We start from the raw sequence: 14,913 nt of genomic DNA, 5'->3' as shown, positions 1-14,913 counted from the left end.
ACTTATGAACAAGACTCAACTGATTGATGTAATTGCAGACAAAGCAGAACTGTCTAAAACACAGGCTAAAGCTGCTCTGGAATCCACTCTGGCTGCTATTACTGAGTCTCTGAAAGAAGGCGATGCTGTACAACTGGTTGGTTTCGGTACCTTCAAAGTGAACCACCGTGCTGAGCGCACTGGCCGCAACCCGCAGACCGGTAAAGAAATCAAAATTGCCGCAGCTAACGTACCGGCATTTGTTTCTGGTAAAGCACTGAAAGACGCGGTTAAGTAATTCGCGTGGCAGTGAACAGTTTTAACGAAGGGGCGGTTTCGCCCCTTTTGTCCATCTGGCGTCATACGCTTTGGCTTTCAGGTGTTCTGTTACTGTCTGCCTGCGGTAGCCATTCTGAGCTTCCTCCGTTCACGGCCAGCGGCTATGTTGGCGATCAGGGGGCGGTACGCATTTGGCGTAAAGACTCCGGTGACGATGTTCACTTGCTCTCGGTATTTAGTCCGTGGCGAAAAGGCGAAACCACTACCAGTGAATACCGCTGGCAGGGTGATTCGCTCTCTCTGATAGAACTCAACGTTTACAGTAAACCGGCTGAACATGTCCGTATACGCTTTGATGACCGGGGCGAACTGAGCTTCATGCAGCGTGAAGTCGACGGGCAAAAGCAGCAGCTTTCCAGCGATCAAATCGCGCTTTACCGCTATCGCGCCGATCAAATTCGCCAGACCAGCGATGCGCTGCGTCAGGGACGGGTGATATTGCGTCAGGGACGTTGGCATGCGGATAACACGGTCACAACCTGTGAAGGTGAAACGCTGAAGCCAGACCTGGAGTCGTGGGCGATAAACCATATCGAGCGCCGCCAGAAACATTCATCCGTAGAGGTGAGTGTGGCATGGCTGGAAGCGCCCGAAGGGTCGCAGATACTGCTAGTCGCCAATGAAGATTTTTGTCACTGGCAGCCTACAGCCAAAACTTTCTGAAAACCTGAAGACAGGTAGTCAGCAGGCCTGAACCGTATGGCGTCATCAGGCATCAAGTCTTTTACCAGTGACCCATTCCCATATGGCCGCCGCCGCGATGGTTACTGCCACCGCCGCATCCGCCGTAGCCCATTCCCGCGCCACGTGGCACGCCAGCCTGCGCCATTGCGACATCGCGTTTAACGCGCTGCTCGTCCAGAGACTGATTCAACGCTTCCATCTCTTTTGCAACGGCATTAATTTTTGCCGTGTCCGGCGAGCTGGCCGTTAATAGTGCATTGTACTCATAACGTTTGGATGTCAGCTGTTGGCGCAACGCGCTGGTCTGGGAGTAGTAATCATCATAGATTTTCTGTGCGGCAGCCTGCTGCTCAGCGGTCATTGGGGTACTGCCCCGTTGCTGCATTCCATCACCATATCCCCAGTGATTCTGCGCCAGTACCGGGGGGGAGCCCAGTGCGATAAGAGAAAGCGCAATCAGTGCCAGTTTGTTGTTCCGTTTCATCGTTCGTTCTCCTGTTGGTTAGCTTACATTCCCTGTTGCATCTTCCGTGCCAAAGCGGCAATCCCAGTCCTGCGGGCGTCGTACCCGCCGTCTTTGCAGGAAAACGAGTAAAAATGACCCGCCAGAACGCGCCAGCGAGTCATTTTTACCCGGTACTTTCAGCTGTTTGTGTCTGAGGGCAGGGTTATCAGGGGGAAAAAATGGCATGATTTCTGCTGTATACCTGCAACGATGAAAGGAACAAGTGGGGGGGAAGGGAGAGCGTATGCGTCTTTATAAGGATACGGTGGCAAAGTGGTTGAGCCGACTCTTGCTGGCGGCAATCCTGATTTTGGTCGGATGGTTTTCGATTATGACTATTCGGGACTATGGGCGGGAAAGTGGCGCCGCGCGGCAAACGCTACTGGAAAAAGGCAGCGTGCTCATTCGCGCTCTGGAGTCTGGTACGCGTGTAGGCATGGGGATGCGCATGCATCATGCCCAGCAGCAGACGCTACTGGAGGAAATGGCCGTACAACCAGGCGTGCTATGGTTTGCCGTCGTCGATGAGCATGGTGTCATTATTACTCACAGCAATTCCGCGATGGTCGGGAAAACGCTCTATTCACCGGATGTCCTGCGACAGCTTAGTCCTGGGGAGCAAGAAAGCTGGCGGAATATTGAAATTCCAGCGAGGGATGGTGAAAAAACGCCGGCCCTGGAAATTTATCGCCAGTTTCAGCCGATGTATGGTCCAGGACGCCACGGCATGGCGCGCTGTGCCAGCAATGACGGGCAGCTTATCACCCCAGCGCAAACCATATTTATCGCCTTTGATGCCAGCGATCTGACAGCGACTCAGGCAAGAGAGTGGCGTAACACACTGATAGTCCTCTGTGCGCAGGCGGCTGTGTTGCTGGCCACCGTACTGACGTTCTTCTGGTATCAGCGCTATCAGCGCTCGTACAAAGAACTTCAGGATGCGATGAAGCGTAAAGAAAAACTGTTAGCGCTCGGGCATCTTGCGGCTGGAGTGGCGCATGAAATTCGTAACCCGCTTTCATCGATCAAAGGTCTGGCGAAGTATTTTGCCGAGCGAACCCCGGCAGGAGGCGAGTCGCATGAGCTGGCACAGGTGATGGCGAAAGAGGCGGATCGTTTAAATCGGGTGGTGAGCGAGCTGCTGGAGCTGGTGAAGCCTGCACATCTGACGCTGCAACAGGTGGATCTCAATGAGGTTATCACCCACTCATTACACCTGGTGAGTCAGGATGCGGCAAGCAGGGAAATCCAGCTCCGCTTTTCGGCCAATTCTACGTTGCCCGCTATCCAGGCCGATCCTGACCGACTGACTCAGGTTTTGTTGAATCTGTATCTGAACGCCATTCATGCGATTGGTCGTCAGGGCACGATCACGGTTGAAGCGAATGAAAGCAGCGGCGATCGCGTTAAAATTGTGGTTACCGATAGCGGGAAGGGAATTGCAGCGGAACAGTTGGAGGCCATTTTTACGCCTTACTTTACAACCAAAGCTGACGGAACCGGCCTCGGGCTGGCGGTAGTGCAGAACATTATCGAACAGCATGGTGGCACCATTCAGGTGGCAAGCGTTGAGGGCAAAGGTGCGACCTTTACCCTTTGGCTGCCGACCAAAGCGAAACAACAGGATTAACAAGGATGACGCGCGGAAAAATCAATATTCTGGTAGTAGATGACGATATCAGCCACTGCACCATTTTACAGGCGCTGCTGCGCGGCTGGGGTTATGAGGTCGCGCTGGCCTATAGCGGGCGAGCGGCGCTGGAACAGGTGCGCGAACGCGTATTTGATTTAGTGCTGTGTGATGTACGCATGGCGGAGATGGACGGTATCGCAACGCTGAAAGAGATTAAAGCGCTGAATCCGGCGATTCCGGTCTTGATCATGACGGCGTTCTCCAGCGTAGAGACCGCCGTTGAGGCGCTTAAAACCGGGGCGCTGGACTACTTAATCAAGCCGCTGGATTTTGACCGTCTGCAGGAGACGCTGGAAAAGGCGCTGGCGCATACGCGGGAAATGGGCGCTGAATTGCCGTCAGCGTCGGCTGCGCAGTTTGGCATGATTGGCAGCAGTCCGGCGATGCAGAAGTTGCTCAATGAAATCGCGATGGTTGCGCCCTCAGATGCGACAGTGCTCATTCACGGAGACTCCGGCACGGGGAAAGAACTGGTGGCCCGGGCGCTGCATGCCAGCAGCGCCCGTCGCGATAAGCCGCTGGTGACGCTCAACTGCGCGGCGCTTAATGAATCGCTGCTGGAGTCCGAGCTGTTTGGTCACGAGAAAGGGGCGTTTACCGGGGCGGATAAACGCCGGGAAGGGCGCTTTGTGGAAGCCGATGGTGGCACGTTATTTCTTGATGAAATTGGCGATATCTCACCGCTGATGCAGGTGCGTTTGCTGCGGGCTATCCAGGAGCGAGAAGTACAGCGGGTTGGCAGCAACCAGACTATTGCGGTTGATGTCCGGCTGATAGCCGCTACGCATCGCGATCTAGCAGAGGAAGTCAGCGCCGGGCGCTTTCGTCAGGATCTCTACTATCGTCTGAACGTCGTCACCATTGAAATGCCAGCGCTGTGCCAGCGCCGGGAAGATATTCCGCTGTTAGCCGAACATTTTCTCCAGCGTTTTGCCGCGCGTAACCGTAAAGCGGTGAAAGGCTTTACTCCGCAGGCGATGGATCTGCTGATCCACTACGACTGGCCGGGCAATATCCGTGAGCTGGAAAATGCGATTGAGCGCTCGGTGGTGCTGCTGACGGGGGAATATATTTCCGAACGTGAACTGCCGATGGCGATTGCCGCGACGCCGATAAAAACGGAATTCAATGGCGAGATCCAACCGCTGGTGGATGTCGAAAAGGAGGTGATTCTGGCGGCGCTTGAAAAAACGGGCGGCAATAAAACGGAAGCCGCCCGTCAGTTAGGCATTACGCGTAAAACGCTGCTGGCGAAAATTTCGCGTTAGCGTTGCTCGCGTTCAATGGCACGCCAGCCGATGTCGTTACGGCTGAAGCTGCCATCCCAGCGGATGTCGGTCATCAGGGCGTAAGCGCGTTTCTGCGCTTCAGCCACGGTGTTACCCAGCGCGGTGGCGCACAGCACGCGACCACCGTTGGTCAGCACGCGATCGTCTGCAGACAGTTTGGTACCCGCGTGGAACACTTTACCGTCAGCGACGTCTTCCAGCGGCAGACCGTGGATCTCATCGCCGGTATTGTAATTACCCGGATAACCTCCGGCGGCAATGACCACACCCAGCGAGGCGCGTTCGTCCCACTCGGAGGTTTTCTCATCCAGCTTGCCGTCACAGGCGGCGAGGCACAGCTCCACCAGATCGGACTTCATGCGCAGCATGATCGGCTGGGTTTCCGGATCGCCGAAGCGGCAGTTAAACTCGATAACCTTTGGGTTGCCCTGCTTGTCGATCATCAGGCCCGCATAAAGGAAACCGGTGTAGGTGTTACCTTCCGCCGCCATGCCTTTCACGGTTGGCCAGATGATGCGTTCCATGGTGCGCTGATGCACTTCATCAGTTACCACCGGCGCTGGTGAGTAAGCACCCATCCCGCCGGTGTTTGGGCCGGTATCGCCATTGCCCACGCGCTTGTGGTCCTGGCTGGTGGCCATCGGCAGCACGTGCTCACCGTCGACCATGACAATAAAGCTCGCTTCTTCACCGTCGAGGAACTCTTCAATCACGATGCGGTGGCCCGCGTCGCCAAACGCGTTACCGGCCAGCATGTCATGAACCGCGGCTTCGGCTTCCTCCAGCGTCATCGCCACGATAACGCCTTTCCCGGCAGCCAGACCATCGGCTTTGATAACGATCGGCGCGCCTTTCTCGCGCAGGTAAGCCAGCGCTGGTTCGATTTCGGTGAAGTTCTGGTACTCCGCCGTTGGGATCTGGTGGCGCGCGAGGAAATCTTTGGTGAAGGCTTTGGAGCCTTCCAGCTGCGCGGCGCCTTCGGTTGGGCCGAAGATTTTCAGACCGGCGGCGCGGAACGCATCGACCACGCCAATCACCAGCGGCGCTTCCGGGCCAACGATGGTCAGATCGATCTTCTCGTTCTGGGCAAAGTCCAGCAGCGCTGGAATATCGGTTACGCCGATGGCCACGTTTTGCAGCGTGGGTTCCAGCGCGGTGCCCGCATTGCCCGGGGCGACAAATACTGTTTCGACTTTTGGCGACTGCGCCGCTTTCCACGCCAGGGCGTGCTCGCGCCCGCCGTTGCCAATCACTAATACTTTCATCGTCTGCTCCGTGGATTAATGGCGGAAGTGGCGCATATCGGTAAATACCATCGCAATGCCGTGTTCATTGGCGGCGGCAATCACTTCGTCATCGCGAATAGAACCACCCGGCTGGATCACGCAGGTCACACCGGCGGCAGCAGCGGCATCAATCCCGTCGCGGAACGGGAAGAAAGCGTCAGAAGCCATTGCAGAACCTTTCACTTCCAGGCCTTCGTCGGCCGCTTTGATCCCGGCGATTTTCGCGGAGTACACGCGGCTCATCTGGCCTGCGCCTATGCCAATAGTCATGTTCTCTTTGGCATAAACAATGGCATTGGATTTCACGAACTTCGCCACTTTCCAGCAGAACAGCGCATCGCGCAGCTCCTGCTCGGTCGGCTGGCGTTTGGTCACTACGCGCAGTTCAACTTCGCTCACCATACCGAGGTCACGGTCCTGAACCAGCAGGCCGCCGTTAACGCGTTTAAAGTCCAGGCCCGGAACGCGCTGCGCCCATTGGCCGCAGACCAGCACGCGAACGTTCTGCTTGGCAGCGGTAATTTTCAGTGCTTCTTCGGTGGCGGATGGGGCGATGATCACTTCCACGAACTGGCGGGAAATGATCGCCTGCGCGGTTTCAGCATCCAGCTCGCGGTTAAAGGCGATGATGCCGCCGAACGCGGAGGTCGGGTCGGTTTTATAGGCGCGGTTGTAAGCGTCAAGAATAGAGGTACTTACTGCTACGCCACACGGGTTAGCGTGCTTAACGATCACACAGGCTGGCTCGTTGAATTCTTTCACGCACTCCAGCGCCGCATCGGTATCGGCGATGTTGTTGTAGGAAAGTGCTTTGCCCTGTACCTGCTGCGCGGTGGCAACGGAGGCTTCTTTAACATTCTCTTCTATATAGAAGGCAGCCTGCTGGTGGCTGTTCTCGCCGTAGCGCATATCCTGCTTCTTAATGAAGTTCAGGTTCAGCGTACGTGGGAAGCGACCGGCGGCTTCTTTGCTTTCACCGTGGTAGGCCGGAACCATGCTGCCGAAGTAGTTGGCAATCATGCTGTCGTAAGCGGCGGTGTGTTCGAAGGCTTTAATCGCGAGATCGAAACGGGTGTCGAGGGTCAGAGAACCGTCGTTGGCATCCATCTCTTTAATAATGGCGTCGTAGTCGCTGCTCTTCACAACGATAGCTACATCTTTATGGTTCTTGGCAGCGGAGCGCACCATGGTCGGGCCGCCAATATCAATGTTCTCTACCGCATCTTCCAGAGAACAGCCTTCGCGGGCGACGGTCTGGGCGAATGGATACAGGTTAACAACCACCATATCGATAGGCGCGATACCATGTTGTTCCATTATTCCGTCATCCTGACCGCGACGACCAAGAATGCCACCGTGGACCTTCGGATGCAGGGTCTTCACGCGTCCATCCATCATTTCCGGGAAGCCGGTGTAATCGGAAACTTCGGTCACTGGCAGACCTTTCTCCGCTAACAGGTGCGCAGTGCCACCTGTAGATAGCAGCTCCACACCACGTGCGGAAAGTGCCTGAGCGAATTCGATGATACCGGCCTTGTCAGAAACACTGAGCAGAGCGCGGCGGACTGGACGACGTTGTTGCATGGTAAATCCCCTGGATTTGACTATTACAGAGAGCGTTAGGTGAATTCTTGGCTAAAAACTCAGCTAACGCCCCTTACGGGGCATCCTTGTTGTGCGGGGGCATTGTAACGAAAACGTTTGCGCAACGCTCGCGAATTTTTAATTTTCGATTTTGACCTCTTCTTTTTCTGTTGAAAGAGGCTGATATAACGAGAGGATCGTAGAAACGATCGTGTGGTTTGTGGATAACTCTGTGCGTAAATAGGTATAAGGCGGGGTTTTGCTGTGGAATGCAGCAGTCAGTCATTTTTCTGCAATTTAAGGGTTGCGGGCCACAGGAAACTCCCTATAATGCGCCTCCATCGACACGGCGGATGTGAATCACTTCACACAAACAGCCGGTTCGGTTGAAGAGAAAAACCTGAAAATGAGGGTTGACTCTGAAAGAGGAAAGCGTAATATACGCCACCTCGCGACAGAGCGCTAAAGCGCGTCGCAACTGCTCTTTAACAATTTATCAGACAATCTGTGTGGGCACTCGAAGATACGGATTCTTAACGTCGCAAGACGAAAAATGAATACCAAGTCTCTGAGTGAACATACGTAATTCATTACGAAGTTTAATTCACGAGCATCAAACTTAAATTGAAGAGTTTGATCATGGCTCAGATTGAACGCTGGCGGCAGGCCTAACACATGCAAGTCGAACGGTAGCACAGAGGAGCTTGCTCCTTGGGTGACGAGTGGCGGACGGGTGAGTAATGTCTGGGAAACTGCCCGATGGAGGGGGATAACTACTGGAAACGGTAGCTAATACCGCATAACGTCGCAAGACCAAAGAGGGGGACCTTCGGGCCTCTTGCCATCGGATGTGCCCAGATGGGATTAGCTAGTAGGTGGGGTAACGGCTCACCTAGGCGACGATCCCTAGCTGGTCTGAGAGGATGACCAGCCACACTGGAACTGAGACACGGTCCAGACTCCTACGGGAGGCAGCAGTGGGGAATATTGCACAATGGGCGCAAGCCTGATGCAGCCATGCCGCGTGTATGAAGAAGGCCTTCGGGTTGTAAAGTACTTTCAGCGAGGAGGAAGGCGTTGTGGTTAATAACCGCAGCGATTGACGTTACTCGCAGAAGAAGCACCGGCTAACTCCGTGCCAGCAGCCGCGGTAATACGGAGGGTGCAAGCGTTAATCGGAATTACTGGGCGTAAAGCGCACGCAGGCGGTCTGTCAAGTCGGATGTGAAATCCCCGGGCTCAACCTGGGAACTGCATCCGAAACTGGCAGGCTAGAGTCTTGTAGAGGGGGGTAGAATTCCAGGTGTAGCGGTGAAATGCGTAGAGATCTGGAGGAATACCGGTGGCGAAGGCGGCCCCCTGGACAAAGACTGACGCTCAGGTGCGAAAGCGTGGGGAGCAAACAGGATTAGATACCCTGGTAGTCCACGCCGTAAACGATGTCGACTTGGAGGTTGTGCCCTTGAGGCGTGGCTTCCGGAGCTAACGCGTTAAGTCGACCGCCTGGGGAGTACGGCCGCAAGGTTAAAACTCAAATGAATTGACGGGGGCCCGCACAAGCGGTGGAGCATGTGGTTTAATTCGATGCAACGCGAAGAACCTTACCTACTCTTGACATCCAGAGAACTTAGCAGAGATGCTTTGGTGCCTTCGGGAACTCTGAGACAGGTGCTGCATGGCTGTCGTCAGCTCGTGTTGTGAAATGTTGGGTTAAGTCCCGCAACGAGCGCAACCCTTATCCTTTGTTGCCAGCGGTTAGGCCGGGAACTCAAAGGAGACTGCCAGTGATAAACTGGAGGAAGGTGGGGATGACGTCAAGTCATCATGGCCCTTACGAGTAGGGCTACACACGTGCTACAATGGCATATACAAAGAGAAGCGACCTCGCGAGAGCAAGCGGACCTCATAAAGTATGTCGTAGTCCGGATTGGAGTCTGCAACTCGACTCCATGAAGTCGGAATCGCTAGTAATCGTGGATCAGAATGCCACGGTGAATACGTTCCCGGGCCTTGTACACACCGCCCGTCACACCATGGGAGTGGGTTGCAAAAGAAGTAGGTAGCTTAACCTTCGGGAGGGCGCTTACCACTTTGTGATTCATGACTGGGGTGAAGTCGTAACAAGGTAACCGTAGGGGAACCTGCGGTTGGATCACCTCCTTACCTTAAAGAAGCGTTCTTTGAAGTGCTCACACAGATTGTCTGATGAATGATGAACTTCTGAATGTACTTTCGAGTGCATTAAGAAGTTTTGCTCTTTAAAAATCTGGATCAAGCTGAAAATTGAAACGACACACTGTTTCATTTCTCCGTAATAAGAAATGAAAAGCGGTGTGTTCGAGTCTCTCAAATTTTCGCAACACGATGGTGTTTTACGAAACATCTTCGGGTTGTGAGGTTAAGCGACTAAGCGTACACGGTGGATGCCCTGGCAGTCAGAGGCGATGAAGGACGTGCTAATCTGCGATAAGCGTCGGTAAGGTGATATGAACCGTTATAACCGGCGATTTCCGAATGGGGAAACCCAGTGTGTTTCGACACACTATCATTACGTGAATACATAGCGTAATGAAGCGAACCGGGGGAACTGAAACATCTAAGTACCCCGAGGAAAAGAAATCAACCGAGATTCCCCCAGTAGCGGCGAGCGAACGGGGAGCAGCCCAGAGTCTGAATCAGCTTGTGTGTTAGTGGAACGGTCTGGAAAGTCCGACGGTACAGGGTGATAGTCCCGTACACCAAAATGCACAGGTTGTGAACTCGAAGAGTAGGGCGGGACACGTGGTATCCTGTCTGAATATGGGGGGACCATCCTCCAAGGCTAAATACTCCTGACTGACCGATAGTGAACCAGTACCGTGAGGGAAAGGCGAAAAGAACCCCGGCGAGGGGAGTGAAAAAGAACCTGAAACCGTGTACGTACAAGCAGTGGGAGCCTCTTTATGGGGTGACTGCGTACCTTTTGTATAATGGGTCAGCGACTTATATTCTGTAGCAAGGTTAACCGTATAGGGGAGCCGAAGGGAAACCGAGTCTTAACTGGGCGTTAAGTTGCAGGGTATAGACCCGAAACCCGGTGATCTAGCCATGGGCAGGTTGAAGGTTGGGTAACACTAACTGGAGGACCGAACCGACTAATGTTGAAAAATTAGCGGATGACTTGTGGCTGGGGGTGAAAGGCCAATCAAACCGGGAGATAGCTGGTTCTCCCCGAAAGCTATTTAGGTAGCGCCTCGTGAACTCATCTTCGGGGGTAGAGCACTGTTTCGGCTAGGGGGTCATCCCGACTTACCAACCCGATGCAAACTGCGAATACCGAAGAATGTTATCACGGGAGACACACGGCGGGTGCTAACGTCCGTCGTGAAGAGGGAAACAACCCAGACCGCCAGCTAAGGTCCCAAAGTCATGGTTAAGTGGGAAACGATGTGGGAAGGCACAGACAGCCAGGATGTTGGCTTAGAAGCAGCCATCATTTAAAGAAAGCGTAATAGCTCACTGGTCGAGTCGGCCTGCGCGGAAGATGTAACGGGGCTAAACCATGCACCGAAGCTGCGGCAGCGACACTATGTGTTGTTGGGTAGGGGAGCGTTCTGTAAGCCGTTGAAGGTGTATCGTGAGGTATGCTGGAGGTATCAGAAGTGCGAATGCTGACATAAGTAACGATAATGCGGGTGAAAAACCCGCACGCCGGAAGACCAAGGGTTCCTGTCCAACGTTAATCGGGGCAGGGTGAGTCGACCCCTAAGGCGAGGCCGAAAGGCGTAGTCGATGGGAAACAGGTTAATATTCCTGTACTTGGTGTTACTGCGAAGGGGGGACGGAGAAGGCTATGTTAGCCGGGCGACGGTTGTCCCGGTTTAAGCATGTAGGCGGAGGTTCCAGGTAAATCCGGTACCTTTTTAACGCTGAGGTGTGATGACGAGGCACTACGGTGCTGAAGTAACAAATGCCCTGCTTCCAGGAAAAGCCTCTAAGCATCAGGTAACACGAAATCGTACCCCAAACCGACACAGGTGGTCAGGTAGAGAATACCAAGGCGCTTGAGAGAACTCGGGTGAAGGAACTAGGCAAAATGGTGCCGTAACTTCGGGAGAAGGCACGCTGATATGTAGGTGAAGTGATTTACTCATGGAGCTGAAATCAGTCGAAGATACCAGCTGGCTGCAACTGTTTATTAAAAACACAGCACTGTGCAAACACGAAAGTGGACGTATACGGTGTGACGCCTGCCCGGTGCCGGAAGGTTAATTGATGGGGTTATCCGTAAGGAGAAGCTCTTGATCGAAGCCCCGGTAAACGGCGGCCGTAACTATAACGGTCCTAAGGTAGCGAAATTCCTTGTCGGGTAAGTTCCGACCTGCACGAATGGCGTAATGATGGCCAGGCTGTCTCCACCCGAGACTCAGTGAAATTGAACTCGCTGTGAAGATGCAGTGTACCCGCGGCAAGACGGAAAGACCCCGTGAACCTTTACTATAGCTTGACACTGAACACTGGTCCTTGATGTGTAGGATAGGTGGGAGGCTTTGAAGTGTGGACGCCAGTCTGCATGGAGCCATCCTTGAAATACCACCCTTTAATGGCTGGTGTTCTAACGTGGACCCGTAATCCGGGTTGCGGACAGTGTCTGGTGGGTAGTTTGACTGGGGCGGTCTCCTCCTAAAGAGTAACGGAGGAGCACGAAGGTTAGCTAATCCTGGTCGGACATCAGGAGGTTAGTGCAAAGGCATAAGCTAGCTTGACTGCGAGAGTGACGGCTCGAGCAGGTGCGAAAGCAGGTCTTAGTGATCCGGTGGTTCTGAATGGAAGGGCCATCGCTCAACGGATAAAAGGTACTCCGGGGATAACAGGCTGATACCGCCCAAGAGTTCATATCGACGGCGGTGTTTGGCACCTCGATGTCGGCTCATCACATCCTGGGGCTGAAGTAGGTCCCAAGGGTATGGCTGTTCGCCATTTAAAGTGGTACGCGAGCTGGGTTTAGAACGTCGTGAGACAGTTCGGTCCCTATCTGCCGTGGGCGCTGGAGAATTGAGGGGGGCTGCTCCTAGTACGAGAGGACCGGAGTGGACGCATCACTGGTGTTCGGGTTGTCATGCCAATGGCATTGCCCGGTAGCTAAATGCGGAAGAGATAAGTGCTGAAAGCATCTAAGCACGAAACTTGCCCCGAGATGAGTTCTCCCTGAGACTTTAAGTCTCCTGAAGGAACGTTAAAGACGATGACGTTGATAGGTCGGGTGTGTAAGCGTAGCGATACGTTGAGCTAACCGATACTAATGAACCGTGAGGCTTAACCTTACAACGCCGAAGATGTTTTGGCGAAGAGACGACATTCAGCTTGATACAGATAAGATTAACCGGCGAAAAGCGGGTTAATAACAGAATTTGCCTGGCGGCTGTAGCGCGGTGGTCCCACCTGACCCCATGCCGAACTCAGAAGTGAAACGCCGTAGCGCCGATGGTAGTGTGGGGTCTCCCCATGCGAGAGTAGGGAACTGCCAGGCATCAAATAAAAGCGAAAGGCCCGGTCGAAAGGCCGGGCCTTTTGTTTTATCTGTGGTCTGTCGGTGAGCGCTCTCCTGAGGAGGACAAATCCGCCGGGAGCGGATTTGAACGTTGCGCAGCAACGGCCCGGAGGGTGGCGGGCAGGACGCCCGCCATAAACTGCCAGGCATCAAATAAAGTGAAGAAGCCCATCCTGACGGATGGGCTTTTTTGCGTGTGTGCGGGGTAAAACCGCCGGGCTGAATGTATTAGTACGGCTACCCGTGTACGAGGTTGAGCAACGGGTGCGCTCGTCCGAGATCGTCCACCTCTGTACGTCCCGTCACAGTAAATCCCATCTTCTTATAGAATCCAACTGCCTGCTCATTCTGTTCATTAACGTTGGTTGTCAGCGTTGAACTCATTGATAAAGCATGTTCAATTAGCAGTTTACCAACGCCACTACCACGCACATCCGGATCGACAAACAACGCATCCATATGCTGATCGGTCAGAAGCATAAAGGCGACAGGCTCATCTTGTTCTGTCACTGCAACCCATAGCGGAGCTTCTGGTAAAAATGAACTTACCAGCTCTTCCAGCTCAATCCGATACTCCGCAGAGAGGAAACGGTGCGTCGCATCGACAGAACGACACCAAATAGATATGAGCTTATCACCTTCGTCCTTACGCGAACGACGAATGGTAAAGGGCATAGCATTCTCCTTTTATCTTTACTGCACTATTCTACAGCAAGGGCCGTGAAACTTTCTCAACTTGAGGATGCAGGCTCGACATTCGCATGATTCCTGGGTATCTTCAGCTATCTGGATGTCTAAACGTTTAAACGTATGTAGTGAGGTTATCAGGTTATGCCAATTCGCGTGCAGGACGAGCTACCCGCCGTCAATTTCTTGCGTGAGGAAAACGTCTTTGTGATGACGACATCCCGCGCTTCCGGTCAGGAAATTCGACCACTGAAGGTGCTCATCCTCAACCTGATGCCCAAGAAGATTGAAACGGAAAACCAGTTCCTGCGCTTACTGTCTAACTCACCGCTACAGGTAGATGTTCAGCTATTGCGCATCGATGCTCGCGAGTCACGTAACACCCCTACGGAGCATCTGAATAACTTTTACTGTAATTTCGAGGATATCTGCGAGCAGAACTTTGACGGACTGATCGTGACCGGCGCGCCGTTGGGTCTGGTTGAATTTAATGACGTGGCTTACTGGCCGCAGATTCAACAAGTGCTTGAATGGGCGAAAGATCACGTTACCTCAACGCTATTTGTTTGTTGGGCGGTGCAGGCCGCGCTGAATATCCTGTACGGAATTCCTAAGCAAACCCGTACGGACAAACTTTCAGGCGTCTATGAGCACCATATTCTGCATCCTCATGCGCTGCTGACGCGTGGATTCGATGATGCGTTCCTGGCTCCGCATTCGCGCTATGCGGATTTTCCTGCTGCGCTTATTCGCGACTACACCGATCTCGAGATTTTTGCTGAAACCGAAGAGGGAGATGCCTACCTGTTTGCCAGCAAAGATAAACGAATTGCCTTTGTGACGGGCCATCCGGAATATGATGCCCATACGCTCGGCAGTGAGTATTTTCGTGACGTCGAAGCGGGCCTAACGCCGGAAGTGCCCTATAACTATTTCCCGAAAGATGACCCGCAAAACAAACCGCGGGCAACCTGGCGTAGCCACGGTAATCTGTTGTTTACCAACTGGCTCAACTATTACGTCTACCAGATCACGCCATATGATCTGCGTCACATGAATCCAACGCTGGATTAATCTTCTGTAGCAGACGATCCTTAAGCGTTTCAGCATATTGAATCAGGCACCTTCGGGTGCCTTTTTTATTTCCGAAACGCACCTCACGGTGTAATTAAATTTTATTTATATTGTTATCAATAGGTTAATTGATAATTAAATTAAAAATGGAAATTGTTTTTGATTTTGAAATTTAAATGAGTAGTCTTAGTTGTGCTGAACGAAAAGCGCACAACGATCCTTCGTTCGCATTGGGGATGTGTTTGGATCAATGACGAGGAACT

Annotated in this window: 10 protein-coding genes and 3 rRNA genes; 8 read left to right on the top strand and 5 right to left on the bottom strand. The window is 53.3% G+C overall.

Annotated features, from left to right (window positions below; translation table 11 throughout):
* Positions 1 to 4 precede the first annotated feature (4 nt).
* Both hupA and GFB57_RS03120 read left to right on the top strand, forming a co-directional pair.
* Entirely contained in the window at positions 5 to 277 is a 273-nt protein-coding gene (hupA, locus tag GFB57_RS03125) for a nucleoid-associated protein HU-alpha (RefSeq protein ID WP_001044509.1), read from the top strand.
* Positions 278 to 288: 11 nt separating this feature from the next.
* On the top strand, positions 289 to 981 hold the full coding sequence (locus tag GFB57_RS03120) for a DUF1481 domain-containing protein (protein ID WP_003033064.1): 693 nt from the start codon (positions 289 to 291) through the stop codon (positions 979 to 981).
* Positions 982 to 1,042: 61 nt separating this feature from the next.
* Here the strand turns inward: GFB57_RS03120 and zraP are convergent, their stop codons facing one another.
* Both zraP and GFB57_RS03110 read right to left on the bottom strand, forming a co-directional pair.
* Positions 1,043 to 1,486 carry a zinc resistance sensor/chaperone ZraP gene (gene zraP / locus GFB57_RS03115; RefSeq protein ID WP_003033063.1) on the bottom strand — a complete coding sequence of 148 codons (444 nt, stop codon included), beginning with the start codon at positions 1,484 to 1,486 and terminating at the stop codon, positions 1,043 to 1,045.
* 18 nt (positions 1,487 to 1,504) lie between these two features.
* Entirely contained in the window at positions 1,505 to 1,693 is a 189-nt protein-coding gene (locus tag GFB57_RS03110) for a hypothetical protein (RefSeq protein ID WP_153983833.1), read from the bottom strand.
* Between the two features lie 58 nt (positions 1,694 to 1,751).
* On the opposite strand from GFB57_RS03110, the gene zraS reads away from it, so the two are divergent.
* Both zraS and zraR read left to right on the top strand, forming a co-directional pair.
* A complete protein-coding gene (zraS, locus tag GFB57_RS03105) occupies positions 1,752 to 3,137 on the top strand; it encodes a two-component system sensor histidine kinase ZraS (RefSeq protein WP_003033061.1) in 1,386 nt (461 codons plus the stop codon).
* Between the two features lie 5 nt (positions 3,138 to 3,142).
* A complete protein-coding gene (gene zraR, locus GFB57_RS03100) occupies positions 3,143 to 4,468 on the top strand; it encodes a sigma-54-dependent response regulator transcription factor ZraR (RefSeq protein ID WP_003033059.1) in 1,326 nt (441 codons plus the stop codon).
* On the opposite strand, the gene purD is transcribed toward zraR, so the two are convergent.
* Positions 4,465 to 5,754 (bottom strand): phosphoribosylamine--glycine ligase, encoded by a 1,290-nt coding sequence (gene purD, locus GFB57_RS03095; protein ID WP_003033057.1) that lies wholly within the window; start codon positions 5,752 to 5,754, stop codon positions 4,465 to 4,467. The genes zraR and purD overlap by 4 nt on opposite strands.
* Positions 5,755 to 5,769: 15 nt before the next feature.
* Positions 5,770 to 7,359, bottom strand: a complete 1,590-nt coding sequence (gene purH / locus GFB57_RS03090) for a bifunctional phosphoribosylaminoimidazolecarboxamide formyltransferase/IMP cyclohydrolase (protein WP_003033054.1) — start codon at positions 7,357 to 7,359, stop codon at positions 5,770 to 5,772.
* A 621-nt stretch (positions 7,360 to 7,980) separates the two neighbouring features.
* On the opposite strand from purH, the gene GFB57_RS03085 reads away from it, so the two are divergent.
* The 3 genes from GFB57_RS03085 (at position 7,981) to rrf (ending at position 12,868) form a co-directional block, all read left to right on the top strand.
* Positions 7,981 to 9,522 (top strand): 16S ribosomal RNA (locus tag GFB57_RS03085).
* A 233-nt stretch (positions 9,523 to 9,755) separates the two neighbouring features.
* Positions 9,756 to 12,662, top strand: a 23S ribosomal RNA gene (locus GFB57_RS03080).
* A 90-nt stretch (positions 12,663 to 12,752) separates the two neighbouring features.
* Positions 12,753 to 12,868 (top strand): 5S ribosomal RNA (rrf, locus tag GFB57_RS03075).
* Together the 16S, 23S and 5S rRNA genes form the textbook arrangement of a ribosomal RNA operon.
* A gap of 258 nt (positions 12,869 to 13,126) precedes the next feature.
* Here rrf and GFB57_RS03070 read toward each other — a convergent pair.
* Positions 13,127 to 13,564 carry an acetyltransferase gene (locus tag GFB57_RS03070; RefSeq protein ID WP_003031603.1) on the bottom strand — a complete coding sequence of 146 codons (438 nt, stop codon included), beginning with the start codon at positions 13,562 to 13,564 and terminating at the stop codon, positions 13,127 to 13,129.
* Positions 13,565 to 13,720: 156 nt separating this feature from the next.
* On the opposite strand from GFB57_RS03070, the gene metA reads away from it, so the two are divergent.
* Positions 13,721 to 14,650 (top strand): homoserine O-succinyltransferase, encoded by a 930-nt coding sequence (gene metA / locus GFB57_RS03065; RefSeq protein WP_003031605.1) that lies wholly within the window; start codon positions 13,721 to 13,723, stop codon positions 14,648 to 14,650.
* The last annotated feature ends 263 nt before the right edge of the window (positions 14,651 to 14,913 follow it).

The sequence above is a fragment of the Citrobacter sp. S39 genome (genome assembly GCF_009495675.1).
Classification (GTDB): Bacteria; Pseudomonadota; Gammaproteobacteria; order Enterobacterales; family Enterobacteriaceae; genus Citrobacter; species Citrobacter freundii.
This window is presented reverse-complemented; position numbering and strand designations above follow the sequence as displayed.

What these genes read in the sequence shown, in the direction of transcription:
- purD (WP_003033057.1), bottom strand. Translation starts at nt 5,754, where the DNA reads ATGAAAGTATTAGTGATTGGCAACGGCGGGCGCGAGCACGCCCTGGCG.
- purH (WP_003033054.1), bottom strand. Translation starts at nt 7,359, where the DNA reads ATGCAACAACGTCGTCCAGTCCGCCGCGCTCTGCTCAGTGTTTCTGAC.
- GFB57_RS03070 (WP_003031603.1), bottom strand. Translation starts at nt 13,564, where the DNA reads ATGCCCTTTACCATTCGTCGTTCGCGTAAGGACGAAGGTGATAAGCTC.
- zraP (WP_003033063.1), bottom strand. Translation starts at nt 1,486, where the DNA reads ATGAAACGGAACAACAAACTGGCACTGATTGCGCTTTCTCTTATCGCA.
- GFB57_RS03110 (WP_153983833.1), bottom strand. Translation starts at nt 1,693, where the DNA reads ATGCCATTTTTTCCCCCTGATAACCCTGCCCTCAGACACAAACAGCTG.
- zraS (WP_003033061.1), top strand. Translation starts at nt 1,752, where the DNA reads ATGCGTCTTTATAAGGATACGGTGGCAAAGTGGTTGAGCCGACTCTTG.
- metA (WP_003031605.1), top strand. Translation starts at nt 13,721, where the DNA reads ATGCCAATTCGCGTGCAGGACGAGCTACCCGCCGTCAATTTCTTGCGT.
- zraR (WP_003033059.1), top strand. Translation starts at nt 3,143, where the DNA reads ATGACGCGCGGAAAAATCAATATTCTGGTAGTAGATGACGATATCAGC.
- hupA (WP_001044509.1), top strand. Translation starts at nt 5, where the DNA reads ATGAACAAGACTCAACTGATTGATGTAATTGCAGACAAAGCAGAACTG.